This window comes from Novipirellula aureliae (assembly GCF_007860185.1).
Classification (GTDB): Bacteria; Planctomycetota; Planctomycetia; order Pirellulales; family Pirellulaceae; genus Novipirellula_A; species Novipirellula_A aureliae.
On sequence record NZ_SJPY01000006.1, the window covers coordinates 395,952 to 412,780 of the forward strand.

Consider the following 16,829-nt stretch of genomic DNA (forward strand, 5'->3'; position numbering starts at 1 on the left):
AGGAGCTGTATGCGTCTTTAGGGGGTTGATTGCGTGGCAATCTGATCCCGCAAGGCGATTTCGTACAATCGGCACGGTAGCTGCACAAGTGGACAAAGATGAGGCGGGTTATCGAACCAGTTTCCAAAACGACCCAGCAATCGAGGCCTGAATGATGTATGTAGACGTTGACCATAAACGAACTCCAGCGCCCGCCGCTGGGTCCTCCAAGCATGGGGCACCGAAGCACTGGCTTGCCGCGGCAAGACGAGGCCTTGAGCAGGGTAGCGAGACAGAGATTCTCGTCGACCTACGAAGTGTCGAACTGATTTCGAGCCAAGAGATCGGCGAATTGATTCGGCTGCAGTTATCGGCGCGGCAGAAAAGCAGACGGCTGGTTCTGAACAATCCTCAGCCGAATCTGCTTGAAGTGTTTACGCTAACTCGGCTCGATCGATTGATCGAACTGAGGCATTCTGCGGTAACGCCTGCCACGTTCGTTTAATCCTGTTTTAGAACATTTTCATTTTACAGAATGCCATCGGCTGCGTGTTTCGTGGCGGCGGGTTCGAGCCGCAGCGATCTTCTCAACGGAGGCTGGAAGCCTCCGTCGCATCAAGAGTCAAAATGCTCTAGTAGAGCAGGAATTCGCACATGCAACTAACGGTGACGGCATCGTCGGTGCCGAGTGATGCGGCGGATCCGGCAGTACGTTCAATTGTCGGCATGTCGGCGATGTACATCACATTCACGTTCCATGCGACGTCGATGCCACGAATTTTTGACCAGGTGGTGAAGCCGGTTTCGATCGTGTAAGTCGTCTTCTCAAGTTCGGCAATCGCCGTGGCGGTGACCGATCCCGAGGAAGCGACGTAGTCGGCATTCATATCGTAGATACCCACATTGAAATCGAGCTGACTGGCCCGACCAAACAGGTAGCCATCCCAGCCGCTAACGATCTTGGCGCCCTGGAAATCGCTATCAAGAGATTCGTCGAACAACCGAGTCGCACCATCATACAGGTCAAAATCTTGGTCAAAGGCCATCAGACTATAGGCCACACCCGCGGAAAGGCCGCCGAATCGAGTTTGCCAAGTATCGCGGATGATCGCGTCACCGCCGTAATGTCGAACGCTACTATCGACATTCGGGCTTGCACCAGCTAGAGCCGCTGCAACTCCGTCCGCCGGGTTTAAGATCGAGATATCGCCGGCCGTGCCGTTGGATGAGCCATCGGCCCAGGCGTAAAAAAGGTTGCCTTCGAAACTGGTCCGCGTACCAAGAGCACGGCGGACGGCATCGATGCGAACGATCCCGCCGAAATCGTCAAGGCTGTCAGAAAACGCACTCGAACCATCGGATGCAGTGCCGAGGTCATAGTTCGGCAGGTCGGTGATCCAGGCTCCGACGCTGCCGGTCAGGTCAAAAGGGGAGTTGCTTATGGTGCTTTGCGCTTGAGCGAACCCAGGGAAAAGCACGCTCAGCGTCGTTATCAGTAGGGGGAGGGTGTAACGCATAGCTAAGGGTGTTCCAGTAATTTGTTCTCTTGATTAAGCTTTCTAGGAGCTTCGTAGTGATTCTGGTATCGATCCAATTCCTGTGAGTGATTCAATACCGTCGCTTAAGAACTCGGATTCTTCTCGTCCGAGGCGAAGGTAGTAGGACTTAGCTTGACGTTTCGCCGTGGTCGTATTGTTCACGATGGTCCGATTGTAGAAATTCTGCGGAATGAAAAGGATTTGTGCGTTTTCTCGATTTCTGGATAAACCATGTCGCAGCCCCTAACCGAAGAGCAGCAAAGCGATGAGGTGCGTTTTGGTTTTGGAGCCAATTGGAAGGCGTTTCTCGAGTCCTTGGACGAAGCACGTATTCAAGAAGCGGTCGCGTCTCTCCGAGAGAATTTGCTTTGCGAGTCTTATGCAGGGAAACGCTTTTTAGACATCGGTAGCGGCAGCGGACTGTTTTCACTTGCTGCCCATCGACTCGGATGCGATGTCGTGTCGATCGATTATGACCGTGAGAGTGTTGCTTGTACCAAACGTCTAAAGGAGCAATTCGGCGATTCGAGTCGATCGTGGTCGATCGATCGAGGGTCGGTACTCGATCCGGCCTTCATGAATTCGATCGGTACATTCGATATCGTCTACTCATGGGGTGTATTGCATCATACAGGCGACATGAAACGTGCGATTCTACTTGCGAGTGAACGAGTCAAGCCGGGTGGAAAATTCTTTATCTCCATCTACAACCATCAAGGTGGAGCAAGTCGTCGTTGGCTTAAAATTAAGCGGATTTACAATCGCTTGCCACCGAGAGTGCGGCCGATATGGGTGATCATGATCGCGGGAGTTTACGAACTCAAATTTGCTTTCGCTCGGCTTTTGCAGGGACGAAATCCGCTGCCTTTTGCCGATTGGAAAGCAAAGCGTCGTGACCGCGGGATGTCGGCCTGGCACGATTGGGTCGATTGGGTCGGTGGGTTGCCGTTTGAAGTGGCGACGCCTGAAGCGATTATCATGCCGCTTCGCGAACAGGGTTTTGTACTCGATCGTCTGAAAACCGTGGGCCACGGATGGGGATGCAATGAGTACGTGTTTCATAACGAAATGTAGATCGTCGATCTGCCGTCCGAGTAGAACGCGTTTGCAGTCAATCGATCGAAAGTTGGGCTCAGCCCATCGGCGGAGGTTATCCCTTCAGAGAGCTGAGCGACATTGCGGCGAAGCCGTTTTACGGTTTCATTCGCTGTGAGTTCAGAGCCTCGATGAATTGGTCGAGATCTTTTGGCGAAACGAGGTAGCTGCGTTTATCGGTCTTGATGCAAACCCGACGTACCGACAAGGCGGGAGCACTGGCAATGCTGCGCGATTTCGTTACCGACTCAATCGACTCGAGTGGGATTTGGTAGCACAGCATTCCACAGCGAATTGACAACGCGTCCGTTAGGATCGTGTAACGACAAGGAGCCGTGAACAAGGCCGTCAACAGGAGGCATCCTGTACCGACCAAAAAGACGATCGACGCATCGCCAGGCTGTTCCTGAAAAAACAAGTACAACCCTAGCGCAATCGATAGGCCTGGAGCGAGCATCAACAAAGCGGCCAGCCAAAGATCGATCGCCGAGTCGAATTGCATCGGTCGTTTAGAGTGTTTGTCAAATGCGTTCATCGGGTCGGTGGTTGATACCCTATTTCGCGAACGGCTTGATAAAGGGGATCACGTCGGCGTCATAGCTGAATCCCACTGTATCACCAACGTCAACAAAACGTTTGATTAAGTTGCCTTCCGCATCATAGATGAGGACGGCAGGAATCGACGCCAGATCCAGTTCGGAAAAAATATCGTCGCTGGCCGTTTCGCTGATGTACGTAGGGAACGTTGCACCCACCTCCGCTAAGAACGCGGCCACGCGGTCTTCGTAATAATCAGCCGGTCGGGTTTTTCGTCCATCAAAATCAACGTTGACACTAATGCAACTAACCTGCTCTCCGAGTTCGCGATGCAAACGGACAAGACCAGGGAACTCCTCTAAGCATGGTTGGCATGACAATGACCAGATGTCGACAACCGTAAGTTGGTTGCTGCTAGTAACCTTCTGCTCGATCTCTTTCCACTCCGCATAACCGATCGTTTGGCGGGCAGCGGACACATTGGGCTGAGAGACTTCCGACTTGGAAACGTCGGCATCACTCGGCATCTCGAGTCCGCCCGAACCACTTGGTGGCTCAGCCTCCGTCGCGGATGATGGCTCTGCGTCAGGGTCGGGAATAGCGCCCGCAGGCAATTCAAGTTTCCCCGGGACATCCAATTCGCCTGACGACTCGGTGTGGTTCGGTAGCGCCGTCGGGACCGAACTCGATTGGCCAGTCCCCTCGTCAAGGGGGCTGCTGCTATCGGGCGGTGCTACTACCGAGGGTTCCGTCGGGTCACTGTTGCAGCCTGCGAGCGAGACGAATATCATTAGCAGACTACTTTGCAAGCAAATCTTTTTGTGCTGGCTCATCATTCTCATCATCAGTTCTCTTTGATCCACGGATAGTTGTAATCAATCGATACGTTGAATTTTCCATTGCGAATCTTGCATTGTATCGCGACCGCCTGCGAAGTGTTCGGCGAATCGATGCGAATTATTGTAAGATAGATTGCTTTCTCTAACACCACATGCGGAGCGAATTCCTGTGACCGCTTCTGGCGAATCGCGAAACGACCCTTTCGGCACGACAACCCAGCTTCTCGTTGCCTCGAAGGAAGGTGACGTGGATGCGTTCGGTCGTTTGCTTGAGCAATATCGCGGCTACCTGTTGATGTTGGCACATCGCTATTTGTCACAGCGGCTTCGGCGTCGCATCGATCCGTCGGACATCGTGCAGTTGACTTTTCTGGAAGCCAACAATGACTTGAGTGCCTTTCGAGGGAAAACGCCAGCCGAGTTTTCGGGTTGGCTGCGAGGGATCTTGCGTAACAACGTTGCCACCGCTGTGACGCGGCATGTGACGACCCAGAAACGATCGTTGGCACGAGAGGTGGATGGGAACCGGAACGTCCGTGACGAATCAGGTGGCGATGCCTGGATCCAGCAGTTGCCAGGCAGTACGACCAGTCCAAGTGGCGTGGCGATTCGCGGTGAAGCAACCTTTGCGCTACTCGATGCGCTTCATCAATTACCGGAAACGCAAGCCGAAGCGATCCGGCTTCGCTATATGGAGAGTTTGCCACTTGCCGAAATCGTCGAGCGAATGGGGAAAAGCGACACCGCTGTCGCGGGGCTTCTCAAACGGGGACTTCAAAAGCTGCGGACAATCTTGGATGCCGAAACGAGTCCATGGTTCTAGGGATGCGTCAAGGTCTCGTTCACGACGACCAACCCCGTTTTTTTAATCTGGACAAAGCACGGAATGGCGTGGACGGAAGAAATTCTGAAACGTGAAACATCCTTCCGTCGAGCTTGTCTCGGCGGAGGAAAGCGGAGGAAACAAGTGGCGGCTACAAACCGCACGACCGAAAGAAATTCGCCCCACCCTCACGAATCGCCTCCGGCGATTCGTGAGGGTGGGGGAGCGTGGAATTTTGCGTTCATGGTAGCTGCCACTTGTTGCTCCGCCCGGACAAGCCGGACGGAAGCAGGGCCCCCCCCCTGTGAAATTCACTCCGTTTTTCTTAAGTCCCAGCCCCATCAAAAAGCAAAACGCTCGAGAGCGGCTTGTTGTTTTTTGTTCTCGTTTAACACTCCTGCCTGAAAAAGAGCATTGCTAACTGGGAACGAGCGTGACCATCAAGTGGGCATGTGACCAGGGACCACCAAGACCGGGTGGGGACTGCGACGGATTCGATCTTGTACGAACCCTTGGCCGAATCGATCATCCACTTCGAGCGGCATGACGAGCAACATTTTTTCGGCGGCCGCGAGCAAGTTTGGCGGAGCTTTTTCGCCGGCTTGAGGCAGTAAGTGATAGGTTAAATTTCGCTCCGTTGCTGTCTTGGCCATTTCGCGGTGGATCGCTTGATGAGCTTTGGCTAGTGCATCGCTAAACTGATCGGGTTCGAGCGCTTGCCCAGGGTGCAACGCTTCGATGATGCTACGAATGTTCTCGAACTGTTCCTTTTCGATCACCAGGTTAAGGGTGACGGTTGCATGGTCATCGGCCAGCCCGAACGCCCAAGCGGCAGCCCGGTTGGCCATGTCGCATTCACTGCCGAGCACGACAGAAACCCGCTTGGTGCATTTGCCGAGCAATTGATCTCCCCGGCGGATGACCAGAATCGGTTTCGTTGATCGAGCGAGAAGCACATCGATAACCGTCCCTGCACTGTCGGTTCCGACGTGTTCGAACGAGCGACCGAACGGGCATGGGACGATCACCAAGTCGACATTGTGATCTGCAAGTGCCGAGATGATTTTTTCGTAAGCTTCGCCTTCCGCCCCTCGGATCGGTCTCGCGCCGCTGACTTCTTTTGCCCACCGCGGTGCGATATCGTCCGATGCATTCGCGGTGTCGCGAGCATCGAGGACAAGTGTTTCGGTATTGAACTTTTCTCGCAAAAAACTTACCGCGGCTAGTGACGCTTGGTCTTGGTCCGATCCATCGACCACCCACAATGCACGCGATGGATGCACCGGCTGAATCGAAACCGCTTGGCCGACCTTGGAACGTTCGAACATCCGCATCGACTCTTCGACGTCGCGTTCCAAATCACTCGTTCGTGGATCATTGTTCATAAAACTATGCCTTTTGTTGTCACGGATAGGCTACGGTAGGTCTGGAATCCAGCCCATGTTGGTCGCTAACATCACATACGCGATCGCACCGATCACTTGAACGACCATAATCGAACCACCTAGCTTTAGGAATGTCCCCCAGCCGACGTGGACGTTGGCTTCTCTCTTTAACGCGTAAATTGCAATCACACAGGAAATCGACCCGATCGGGGTTCCGTTGCCTCCGAGGTTGCAGCAAATGATCAATACCCACCAGAGCGGTTCTGCGGGTACGGCGTCGCCAGAGATGTCTTGCACGATCGGGATCAACGTTGCGGCGACGGGGATATTGTCAACAATCGAACTGGCGACTGCCGAAAAAACACCCAACAGCGGCAGTAACCATTCCAATCGATTGCCGGATACCGCTACCACTTGCTCGGCGACCCAAGCCAATGCCCCGGTTTGCTTGACGCATCCAATAATCAAAAACAGACCCATGAAAAACAAGATCACTGTCCAGTTGACTTTGCCAATAGCGTCTTCGACCCCTTTTCCCGCGAATAGTAGTGCCGCGGTCGCACCGACCATGGCGACAAAATCCATGCCCACACCGAGTTGCTGAGCGAGTGCGAATCCGATCACCGTCAACGTTAAGATCAGGGCACTTCGGATCAGAACTTTACGGTCTTCTACCAATGCCCATGGGTCAAACGTTTCAATCTGTTCACGCAGCGACGCTCGTTCCGCTTCGCTTTGATGCCACGGTAAGTCATGGCGAAAGAAGAAACGTAGCCCCGCAATCGCGACACATAGACTAATCACCGCATAGGGTAGCGAAACTTGAATGAATTGCATGTAAGGGATGCCCGCCGCCGTTCCGATCATAATGTTCGGCAACCCACTGGCGAACGTTGCGATCGCGCCGCTGTTGGCACAGATCGCGACGCTCAAAAGTAAGGGCGTCGGTTTGTAATCGAGCGAACGGCAAATGACGAGCACCAGCGAACTGAGGATCAACATCGCTGGAACGATCGTCAGCACCGACACAAACAGGAACGTGACCAAGCACAACGTTATGAATAATTTGGATGCTTGCCCACCCGTCAAGCGGACAATCCACATACTCAAGAAATGGAACAAACCACTACGGCCTACCACATCGACTAGAATGCCGGTGCCAATGATGACGCCGAAGATGTTCAAGTCCTCTTTGAGAAAATCGTAGATTTTGATGTATTCAAACAAACCGAGCGAAAGGCTCATCACGACCAACACCGCAGCGCCACACAATGCGGCAACCGTTTTGTGAAACCGTTCGACCGCGACGCCAACATAGGTCGCCATCATCACGGCAGCAAACAGCAGCATGATCCAAGCCGAGGCAGGCTCGACTGGGGTCGCTTCGATGGCGGACGCGAGCAAAAGCATGTATGATCCTTGGTTGTACAGTCGATAAACAATCTCTCGTCCCCAGGCTCCGGCCCGAGAACGCTCTACTTCCGAGGCTCCTGCCTCATGAACCCGTTGTAAACAATCGTAACCCCTAACCTCTTTTCTTAGAAGGCGAGCAAATGGTGAACCTGTCTCTTCTGCAAATCTTAGCGATTTCCAGCTTCCTATTGGTTCCCGTTTGGACTTCGCATTCGGCAATCGCTGATGAAACCGGAGAAAATTCAATGATCGATATCTGGATTGGAACAAGCGCTTCACCCTTGAGTGAAGGCATCTATCATTGCAAGTTTAACACCAAAACGGGGCAGTTATCGAAGGCGGAATTGGCTGCCGAAGTCGACGGACCTGGTTTCTTGGCAATGCACCCAAATGGCAATGTTCTTTATGCGGTCGGATCGCTTGATGGGAAAGCATCCGTGATTGCTTTCCAAGTCAAAGACGCAGCTGGCAACGTTCAGCTTGAATTGCTCAACTCCCTACCGATTGGCGATGGCGGTGCTGCGCACGTGTCGGTCGATTCACAAGGCAAAATGTTGTTGACCGCGCAGTATGGTGGCGGTTCGGTCGCCGTGTTTTCACTGGCCCCCGATGGTTCGATCGAAGGTCGCACACAGTTGATCAAGCATCAAGGCGGTTCGAAGGTGGTTGAGAACCGGCAAGATCGGTCGCACGCTCATTGGGGTGGCTTTTCGCCCGATGAACGGTTTGCGTTTGTCCCCGATCTAGGCCTCGATCAAGTGGTGATCTACCGCGTCAACAGCGACGAGGCAAGCCTATCGGCAAACGGCTTTGGTGAAGCACCCAAAGGAGGCGGTCCGCGTCACATGGCGTTTCATCCGAACGGACACTGGATCTATGTTGTCAATGAACTCGCCCTGACGATGACGGTGTTCGACTATGATGCCCCAAGCGGAGCAATGACACCGAAACAAACGATTGAAGCGGTGCCCAAAAAGATCATGGAGAGGGAACTGTTCAACAGCGGATCCGAGGTGTGCGTCCATCCAAATGGTCGCTTTCTCTATTCGGCGAACCGAGGCCACGATACGATTTCCGTTTACAAAATCGATCAAGCGAGCGGTCGGTTGGAAGTCGTTCAAATCGAGCCCATTCGTGGTGCGACGCCTCGCAATTTTAACATCGATCCGACCGGTAAATGGCTGCTCGTGGCGGGACAGGATTCGAACACGCTCGCCTCGTTTGTGATGGAAGCTGAAACCGGAAAATTAACTTACAATCGCAGTATCATCTTCGTCCCCACACCGATCTGTGTTCTTCCCGTCGGAAAGAATCGGGACTAGTTTAACCGAACTCGTTCCCAGGCAGGAGACTCGGTACCGTAGAACGCGGCCCCGCTAGGCAGGCGGGTTGATGGAAATCGTTCCTAATCGATCAACGGTAGTTCATCATCCCGCTGGGACGCCATACCTTCTTTGAAGTGACGGCGGCACACGGAGAGGTAACGCTCGTTGCCGCCAATTTGAATTTGACTGCCGTCTTTGACGGGTTGTCCCCTGGCATCGATACGCAACACCATCGTTGCTTTGCGTCCACAATGGCAAATCGTCTTGATTTCTGAAAGACTGTCGGCCCACGCCAACAAGTGTTCGCTACCTTCGAAAAGATTGCCCAAAAAATCGGTTCGCAACCCGTATGTCATCACAGGGATATCGAGCAGATCACAAGCATCGCTAAGTTGCCGAACCTGAATTTTCGTCAGGAATTGTGCTTCGTCAACGAACACGGCATTGAGCGTTTTTGTTTGGTGCTGCGCTGCAATCGTGGTAAACAGGTTGTCAACTTGAGTGAAAACGGTTGCATCGGAGGAGAGTCCGATTCGTGAACGGACTTTACCCACTCCATCGCGATGGTCAATTTCAGGTATCAGAATCAGAGTGTTCATACCCCGTTCGCGATAGTTGTAGCTCGCTTGCAACAGTACCGTGGACTTACCCGCATTCATGGCTGAGTAGTAGAAGTAGAGTTTCGCCATTGGGGTCTATCCCGGGAGAGCCAAATCGTGGGGGGATGTGGGGGATGGAGTGGGTAGGTTTTCGCTTTCGTTCTATCGTCCGGAGGACGTGACGCCACCGATTGAGATTGGTTGCTTTGTGGGCTAGGTCCCTGCCAACGCATCCCGTTGCTTTTGAGTCAGGGTCGCGATTCCCAGGCGAGCTAAGCGAAGCAGTTCGGCAAGTTGGGTATCGTCGAAGGTGGCTTCTTCCCCCGTTCCTTGGATTTCAACATACTTACCGTTTCCGGTCATCACAACGTTCATATCCACATCAGCAGCGACGTCGAGCGGGTAATCCAAATCGAGTCGGACAATGTCATCAACGACTCCAACGCTGATGGCGGCCACGCTGTCGCGAATCGGTCCGTCACCAATTCGGCTGCCGGGAATTGCGATCTCGACGGCTTTCGCAAGTGCGATAAAGCCACCCGTGATTGCCGCAGTGCGCGTCCCACCGTCGGCCTGCAGGACGTCGCAATCGACGGTGATCGAATTCTCACCGAGCAGATTCAGATCGATGATTGCTCGAAGGCTGCGCCCGATCAGGCGTTGGATCTCCGTGGTTCGTCCATCGATTTTGCCGCCTCGGTCACGCGGTTTACGCGGGCTCGTACTGCCAGGCAACATGTTGTACTCTGCCGTCACCCACCCTTTCCCTTTACCTGCCATCCACGCCGGCACCGAACGGTCGAGCGATGCGGTACACAACACGATCGTGTTGCCGGATTGATACAGGACGCTCGCAGGATTAGACGGAATGTAGCCCGATTGGATCTGAACATCGCGAAGTTGGTCTGATCTGCGTGGTGGGTTTGGCATAATAAGTTTCTAAAATTCAGGGTTGTGGTAAATGTTTGAAATTGGAAGCCCGTAGCCTAGGCTTCCAGCCTGGGACCGCACATACCCAGCCCCGTAGCCTAGGCTTCCAGCCTGGGAACGCACATACCCAGCCCCGTAGCCTAGGCTTCCAGCCTGGGACCGCACATACCCAGCCCCGTAGCCTAGGCTTCCAGCCTGGGGCCGCGCATACCCAGCCCCGTAGCCTAGGCTTCCAGCCTGGGACCGAACATACCCAGCCCCGTAGCCCAGGCTTCCAGCCTGGGGCGCACACACCCAGCCTCGTAGCCTAGGCTTCCAGCCTGGGAACGCACATACCAGCCCCGTAGCCTAGGCTTCCAGCCTGGGACCGCACATACCCAGGCTGGAAGCCTGGGCCACGGTTGATACGCTTTATTCTTGAACGATGACACGTTGCCATGAATTTGGCTAGAATCAACAGCATCGATGCCGAGTCATGGATGTGCAAGTTTGGATCAAACCAAAAAACTAGCGCAGTGACAACCACCTTGAAACCAACGGTTGGTAGAAGCGATGAGCGAAAGTCGAGCCAACGAAGCCAGCGTCGCCGACGAGCGATTGGCCCAAGAAATCGAACGGCGACTGCGACAAGAAGACAGTGCACAACGCTTGAAAGCACGCTACGAAGCATTGCTTTTGGGAACGCGAAGCATCGTGTGGACCACCGATCCCGAGGGCCAATTCGTTGAGCCACAAATTTCTTGGCAACGTTATACTGGCCAATCGTGGGATCAACATGCGGGCCGAGGGTGGTTTGATGCGTTCCACCCAGACGACCGAGCGGAGTTTCGCGAATTGTGGCATTTGGCGGTATCTCAAAATTCAAACTTTCGCGCTCAAGGACAGATCTGGCATGACCAAAGTGGTGAGTTTCGTCTGTTTATTGCCGAAGCCGTTCCCGTTCTTGATTCGCTCGGTAACGTCATCGAATGGGTGGGAACGGTCAGTGATATTCACGAGCAACGAGTAGCCGAAGACGCGCTTCGCAAAGCGGAAGTCGAATCGAATCGTCAAAAGCACGAACTTGAAACGCTCTACGACTCTGCACCGGTCGGCATGAGTTTGGTCGATCGCAACCAGCGTTTTTTGCGAATCAACCAAGCGATGGCAAGTATGAACGGACTGCCACGTGAAGAGCATCTTGGACGCAGGGTCGCCGATGTTGTGCCTCAGCTCGAAAAGACGATCGTCCCCATTTATGAAAAGGTTTTTAATACCGCTGAACCTGCGCTCAATTTGGAACTAAAAGGGTGTCGCATTCGCGGAAAACCTCAACGCTGGTGGCTGTGCAGCTACTTTCCGCTGATTGGAAACGATGGAAACGTCTGGGCCGTCAGTTCGATCGTGCAAGACATCACACGGCGCAAAGTGCACGAACAGGAACTCGAAAAAGCAAACCAATTAGCGCTCCAAGCAAATTTGGCAAAAAGCGAGTTCTTGGCAAACATGAGCCACGAAATCCGTACGCCGATGACGGCGATCTTGGGATATGCCGAGTTGTTGATGCGGCACCTGAAGAATCCTGACAACCGCGGAACGGTCCAGATTATTCAACGCAACGGTGAACACTTGTTGCATTTGATAAACGATATTCTTGATCTGTCGCGAATCGAAGCGGGCAAACTAGAGGTCCGTTTGCATACTTGCAATCTGCCACAACTGATTGTCGACATTCGCACATTGATGCAGGTGCGTGCCGACGAGAAAAAAATCGATTTTGTCGTTCGTTGTGAAGGTCCGATACCTCAGTTTTTTGAGACCGATGCAGCACGTGTGCGGCAAATCTTGATCAACTTAATCGGGAATGCGATCAAGTTTACGGATAGGGGTAGCGTCGAATTTGTCACCCGGTTGGTCAACCTACGCTCCGAGCCGATGTTGGAATTTCGAGTGATCGACAGTGGACCAGGGATTAGCGAGTCCTTGCAAAAGCGATTGTTCGAGCCGTTTTCACAGGGGGACAATTCGGTTCACCGCACGTTTGGCGGCAGCGGTTTGGGACTGGCGATTAGCAAACGACTTGTCGGTATGCTTGGCGGTGAAATTTTACTCGAAGGATCTTCTGAAAAGGGGACGACATTCACCGCTCGCGTTCCTTGTGATCCACTCGCGAAAATCGACTTAGTCTACCCGACACTCCAGGAAGAGACGCGCCAAAAGCAACGCTCCGAAGTGATCGCTCGCACGCTCGATTGCAATGTTCTCATTGTCGATGACCGTCGTGAGGTTCGTCACATCGGCCAGAGCTTTCTCGAATCGGCTGGCGCAACCGTCATTGCCGCTCAAGATGGGCAACAGGCTCTCGATATGGTTGACAAGTCGACCAAGGAGGGTGGTAACGCAATCGATTTGATTGTCATGGATATGCAGATGCCGATCATGGACGGCTATCAGGCGACCGACAAGCTTCGCAAACAAGGATTTGCAAAGCCGATTATTGCTTTGACAGCCAACGCGATGAAAGGGGACCGGGAACGATGCCTCGGCCTCGGTTGTGACGATTATCTTACCAAGCCGATCGAAAGTGTCTCGTTCATCGAAATGGTAGCCCAATACACACAAGACATTAGCGACGAAGAACTGCTGCAAATCCGCCTGCGTCGTGCGACCGCCGCGGACGTGAGTGTCACGCCATCCACGTGCCACCGTCGAGAAGCAAAAATATTGGTCGTTGACGATAATGCCGATACAGCCAGTCTCATGCGAATGCTGTTGTGCGCTGAAGGGCATGATGTCCAAGTGGTCGGCGATGGCAAAACCGCTCTGCGAAAAGCGAAGACGTTTTTGCCTGATGTGATTCTGCTTGACATAGGACTTCCCGACATCAATGGTTTTGAAGTCGGCGAGCGTCTTCGCAAGCAAGGTTATAGCGGGCGCATGTTCGCCGTCTCGGGGCATGGTGAAGCCGATGACTTGAAGCGATCCAAAAACATTGGATTCGACAAACATCTCGTCAAGCCTGTGCCCGTGAACGAGTTGCTCCGACTAATTGATTCGTGAAGCAAACCTTCGCAAGTCGAGTGTCACCGGGTACTCGCAGCGCCCAACCAAGGCTGGCATGTTGGGCACATCGATTCGCCCGCCAGTCATGGTGGAGGCTTCGAATTGAATCGTTCGTCGTGATTCTGCTTCGGCCGCATTGATTGGGAATGTCTCGTTGCTCCGTCCACCGGGATGGACAGCGTGATAACGACAGCCACCGACCGATAAGCGGTTCCGCATATCGATCAGGTCGAACTCAAGAGGCGTGTGGATGCCAATCGTGGGATGCAAGCAACGTGGCGGTTGCCAGGCGCGATACTTGATCCCCGCGACAAATTGGTTCTGAACACCGGTTGCATGTAGCGGTACACGTATGCCGTTGCACGTCAAGGCATAGCGGGTCGGGTCCATACCGCTGGCCATCACCTGCATCCGTTCGAGTGACGAATCGACGTAGCGAGCGGTTCCGCCCGTCCCCGGTTCCTCGCCCATCACATACCATGGTTCAATCGCGCTACGAAGTTCAAGTTGGATCCCTTGATAATCGATCTCTCCGATCATAGGAAAACGAAATTCAAATTGCGGCGCATACCACTCAGGTCGCAAATTTGCACCGTGGCGGTTCAATTCAGCGATCAGTTCACAGAGATCTTGCCAGACAAAGTGAGGTAGCATGAACCGATCGTAAAGCGTTGTTTGCCAACGGGTTAACGGGTCCATGCACGGTTTTTCCCAGAAGGTTGCAATCGCCGCTCGTATCAATAGCTGCTGCGCCAAATTCATCCTCGGGTTTGGCGGCATTTCGAATCCGCGAAGTTCGACCAATCCCAAGCGACCTGTCGACGAATCGGGTGAGTAGAGTTTGTCGATACAGATTTCGGTTCGGTGCGTATTGCCTGTTAAATCGACCAACAAGTCACGAAATAGTCGATCGACCAACCATGGCGGACGGTTCTCGCCGAGTTGATCGAGCTGGGCCAAGGCGATCTCCATCTCGTAAATCGCGTCGACCCGCGCTTCATCCATCCGCGGTGCTTGGCTTGTCGGGCCAATGAAACGACTGCTGAATAGATACGAGAGCGATGGATGGTTGTTCCAGAACCGAATCATGCTCGCTAACAAATCGGGCCGACGAATGAATGGACTATCCGACGGCTTTGCACCTCCGAGCACGATATGGCTACCGCCACCGGTGCCGGTGTGCCGGCCATCGATATCAAACTTTTCTGCACCCAAACGACTCTGCTTCGCCTCTTCGTAGAGTGTCTCAATTTGGTCTACCAATGCATCCCAGGATGCGGTTGGGTGCGTGTTGACTTCGATCACACCAGGATCGGGAGTGACTTTGAACAGCTCGATGCGGTCATCGGGTGGCGGCAAGTAGCCTTCCAGAATGACGGGGATGTCTAGTTTTTCGCAGGTCTCCTCGATTGCAGCGACTAAATCCAAATAGTCTTCAAGTCGCTGCGCCGGAGGCATGAACACATGCAATCGCCCGTAGCGACATTCCACACACAACGCCGTGTTGACGACGTCATCGCTTGTCGGCAAATCATCGTCGACCTCATCATCGAGAATTTGTTCGTTGATCGGTAGGGAGCTCGCTTCGTCATCCACTTGCACGACCGCTTCGTTCCCTTTTTCCAATGGCGGCAGTGGCGGACGGGAGGCAAACGGATCGGCAGGTGATGAGTAGAATGCACCTTTCGCTGCGGTATCGCTCGGCAGTGTTGAGATCGGCAATCGCAAGCCGATCGGTGAATCCCCTGGGATCAAGTACAGCTTTTCGCTGCGAATCGGCCATCGGCCGCTAATCCAACCCGGTCGCGCTTGCCACCAAGCGCGTCGCAGCGGCAAGACAAAGCCGATCGGTTTGCTCAGCCCGTTGGTGAACGTCCGCATCATCATCGCTCGTTCATTCGGGTCTTCCAATTTTGGATCGGTTGGATCGACATCGACCGGCAACCGCTGCTCTCGCCACAGATAGTGAAAGACGTCCTCATAGACGGGAAACGACATTTTGGCACTGATATTGAGCTCCGCTGCCAAATGCCGGACGAATCGATTTGCGTCGTCGTGCGTAAACCCGTAGTCGGTGCCTTCGTCAGCGATGTACTTAGGATCTTTCCAAATCGGATGCCCATCGCGTCGCCACATGCATGTCAGCGCCCAACGAGGCAACGATTCGCCGGGATACCATTTGCCCATTCCATAATGCAGAAGTCCCCCAGGAGCAAACTTGTCGCGCAGGCGGAGCAGCAAAACATTGCTGAGCACTCGCTTTTCTTCGCCAACCGCGTCGGTGTTCCATTGTGGATCGTCCATATTATCAATCGACACAAACGTCGGTTCACCGCCCATCGTCAAACGAACGTCGCCTGCATCAAGGCGTTCATCAATCTTCTTTCCGGCGTCTAGAATCTCAGCCCACTGGCAATCGGAGTAGGGCTTCGTGACCCGTGGGTCTTCGTGGACACGAACGACACTCATTTCATGTTCAAACTCGACATCGCACGGTTCGTGTCCTCCGGTGATCGGTGCGGCGCCATCGTACGACGGGGTACAAGCCAATGGGATGTGTCCTTCGCCAGCAAACAAGCCGCTCGTGGGGTCGAGCCCGACCCAGCCGGCTCCGGGCAAGAAGACCTCGGTCCAGGCATGCAGATCACAAAAATCGGCAACGGGTCCCGATGGTCCTTCGATCGGTTTTTCATCGGCGGTCAATTGGATCAAATAGCCACTGACGAATCGGGAAGCCAAGCCGATGTGACGAAGCGTTTGCACGAGAAGCCAGGCTGAATCACGGCACGAACCGCTGCCTTTTGTCAGCGTTTCTTCGGGCGTTTGCACGCCTGGTTCCATCCGCACCAAATACTTCACCCGCTGTTGGGTGAGCCGATTGATGTCGACGAGAAAGTCGTTGATGCTGTTGGACGATTTCGGTAGCGTCGCGACCCATTCTAAAAAGGGCTCGGTCGGCGTTTGGTAGGCCAAGTAGGGTGCGAGTTGCAGTTTCGAGTCTTCGCGATATTCGAAGGGCCATTTTTCCGCATCCTCTTCGACAAAGAAATCGAACGGGTTGATGACCGTCATCTCGGCGGTCAAGTCAACCGTGAATGACAACTCGCTGGCGCGTTTGTTGAACACGAACCGAGCAATCGGATTGCCGAATGGATCTTGTTGCCAATTGACGAAATGGTCCTCGGGCTCCACCTTTAGATTGTAGGCATTGATCTTGGTTCGCCCATGATAGGCGGGACGCAAACGAACCAGTTGAGGCCCAAGCGAAATGGGACGTGAATACTTATACGTTGTTTTATGGTGAAGCGCGACGCGGATGGTCAT

At 53.7% G+C, this 16,829-nt stretch carries 13 protein-coding genes; 5 read left to right on the forward strand and 8 right to left on the reverse strand.

Features of this window, described 5'->3' with window-relative positions:
• Positions 1-151 precede the first annotated feature (151 nt).
• Entirely contained in the window at positions 152-484 is a 333-nt protein-coding gene (locus tag Q31b_RS19240; RefSeq protein WP_146601266.1) for an STAS domain-containing protein, read from the forward strand.
• Between the two features lie 127 nt (positions 485-611).
• Here Q31b_RS19240 and Q31b_RS19245 read toward each other — a convergent pair whose 3' ends face one another.
• Positions 612-1,496 (reverse strand): hypothetical protein, encoded by an 885-nt coding sequence (locus Q31b_RS19245; RefSeq protein ID WP_146601267.1) that lies wholly within the window; start codon positions 1,494-1,496, stop codon positions 612-614.
• A 252-nt stretch (positions 1,497-1,748) separates the two neighbouring features.
• On the opposite strand from Q31b_RS19245, the gene Q31b_RS19250 reads away from it, so the two are divergent.
• On the forward strand, positions 1,749-2,591 hold the full coding sequence (locus tag Q31b_RS19250; protein ID WP_146601268.1) for a class I SAM-dependent methyltransferase: 843 nt from the start codon (positions 1,749-1,751) through the stop codon (positions 2,589-2,591).
• A 118-nt stretch (positions 2,592-2,709) separates the two neighbouring features.
• On the opposite strand, the gene Q31b_RS19255 is transcribed toward Q31b_RS19250, so the two are convergent.
• Complete coding sequence (locus Q31b_RS19255) at positions 2,710-3,114, reverse strand: PH domain-containing protein (protein WP_231617700.1); 405 nt, start codon at positions 3,112-3,114, stop codon at positions 2,710-2,712.
• Positions 3,115-3,166: 52 nt separating this feature from the next.
• Positions 3,167-4,012 (reverse strand): TlpA disulfide reductase family protein, encoded by an 846-nt coding sequence (locus Q31b_RS19260; RefSeq protein ID WP_146601269.1) that lies wholly within the window; start codon positions 4,010-4,012, stop codon positions 3,167-3,169.
• Positions 4,013-4,121: 109 nt separating this feature from the next.
• On the opposite strand from Q31b_RS19260, the gene Q31b_RS19265 reads away from it, so the two are divergent.
• Positions 4,122-4,811: a sigma-70 family RNA polymerase sigma factor gene (locus Q31b_RS19265; protein WP_231617701.1), complete on the forward strand. Its 690-nt coding sequence runs from the start codon at positions 4,122-4,124 to the stop codon at positions 4,809-4,811.
• Between the two features lie 440 nt (positions 4,812-5,251).
• On the opposite strand, the gene Q31b_RS19270 is transcribed toward Q31b_RS19265, so the two are convergent.
• Positions 5,252-6,196: a universal stress protein gene (locus Q31b_RS19270; RefSeq protein ID WP_146601270.1), complete on the reverse strand. Its 945-nt coding sequence runs from the start codon at positions 6,194-6,196 to the stop codon at positions 5,252-5,254.
• A 30-nt stretch (positions 6,197-6,226) separates the two neighbouring features.
• Positions 6,227-7,606: an ArsB/NhaD family transporter gene (locus Q31b_RS19275; RefSeq protein ID WP_146601271.1), complete on the reverse strand. Its 1,380-nt coding sequence runs from the start codon at positions 7,604-7,606 to the stop codon at positions 6,227-6,229.
• 143 nt (positions 7,607-7,749) lie between these two features.
• On the opposite strand from Q31b_RS19275, the gene Q31b_RS19280 reads away from it, so the two are divergent.
• The gene (locus Q31b_RS19280) at positions 7,750-8,931 is read left to right on the forward strand and encodes a lactonase family protein (protein WP_146601272.1); all 1,182 of its coding nucleotides are present in this window, start codon (positions 7,750-7,752) and stop codon (positions 8,929-8,931) included.
• A gap of 83 nt (positions 8,932-9,014) precedes the next feature.
• Here Q31b_RS19280 and Q31b_RS19285 read toward each other — a convergent pair whose 3' ends face one another.
• The gene (locus Q31b_RS19285) at positions 9,015-9,623 is read right to left on the reverse strand and encodes a thymidine kinase (protein ID WP_146601273.1); all 609 of its coding nucleotides are present in this window, start codon (positions 9,621-9,623) and stop codon (positions 9,015-9,017) included.
• A gap of 123 nt (positions 9,624-9,746) precedes the next feature.
• On the reverse strand, positions 9,747-10,463 hold the full coding sequence (gene rph, locus Q31b_RS19290; protein ID WP_146601274.1) for a ribonuclease PH: 717 nt from the start codon (positions 10,461-10,463) through the stop codon (positions 9,747-9,749).
• 552 nt (positions 10,464-11,015) lie between these two features.
• Here rph and Q31b_RS19295 point away from each other — a divergent pair.
• On the forward strand, positions 11,016-13,502 hold the full coding sequence (locus tag Q31b_RS19295; RefSeq protein WP_146601275.1) for a response regulator: 2,487 nt from the start codon (positions 11,016-11,018) through the stop codon (positions 13,500-13,502).
• On the opposite strand, the gene Q31b_RS19300 is transcribed toward Q31b_RS19295, so the two are convergent.
• Positions 13,488-16,829, reverse strand: coding sequence for a transglutaminase family protein (locus Q31b_RS19300; RefSeq protein ID WP_146601276.1), 3,342 nt, complete (start codon positions 16,827-16,829; stop codon positions 13,488-13,490). The two genes, Q31b_RS19295 and Q31b_RS19300, sit on opposite strands and share 15 nt — an antisense overlap.

What these genes read in the sequence shown, in the direction of transcription:
- Q31b_RS19280 (WP_146601272.1), top strand. Translation starts at nt 7,750, where the DNA reads ATGGTGAACCTGTCTCTTCTGCAAATCTTAGCGATTTCCAGCTTCCTA.
- Q31b_RS19300 (WP_146601276.1), bottom strand. Translation starts at nt 16,829, where the DNA reads ATGACCATCCGCGTCGCGCTTCACCATAAAACAACGTATAAGTATTCA.
- Q31b_RS19245 (WP_146601267.1), bottom strand. Translation starts at nt 1,496, where the DNA reads ATGCGTTACACCCTCCCCCTACTGATAACGACGCTGAGCGTGCTTTTC.
- Q31b_RS19240 (WP_146601266.1), top strand. Translation starts at nt 152, where the DNA reads ATGATGTATGTAGACGTTGACCATAAACGAACTCCAGCGCCCGCCGCT.
- Q31b_RS19295 (WP_146601275.1), top strand. Translation starts at nt 11,016, where the DNA reads ATGAGCGAAAGTCGAGCCAACGAAGCCAGCGTCGCCGACGAGCGATTG.
- rph (WP_146601274.1), bottom strand. Translation starts at nt 10,463, where the DNA reads ATGCCAAACCCACCACGCAGATCAGACCAACTTCGCGATGTTCAGATC.
- Q31b_RS19270 (WP_146601270.1), bottom strand. Translation starts at nt 6,196, where the DNA reads ATGAACAATGATCCACGAACGAGTGATTTGGAACGCGACGTCGAAGAG.
- Q31b_RS19250 (WP_146601268.1), top strand. Translation starts at nt 1,749, where the DNA reads ATGTCGCAGCCCCTAACCGAAGAGCAGCAAAGCGATGAGGTGCGTTTT.
- Q31b_RS19255 (WP_231617700.1), bottom strand. Translation starts at nt 3,114, where the DNA reads ATGCAATTCGACTCGGCGATCGATCTTTGGCTGGCCGCTTTGTTGATG.
- Q31b_RS19285 (WP_146601273.1), bottom strand. Translation starts at nt 9,623, where the DNA reads ATGGCGAAACTCTACTTCTACTACTCAGCCATGAATGCGGGTAAGTCC.
- Q31b_RS19275 (WP_146601271.1), bottom strand. Translation starts at nt 7,606, where the DNA reads ATGCTTTTGCTCGCGTCCGCCATCGAAGCGACCCCAGTCGAGCCTGCC.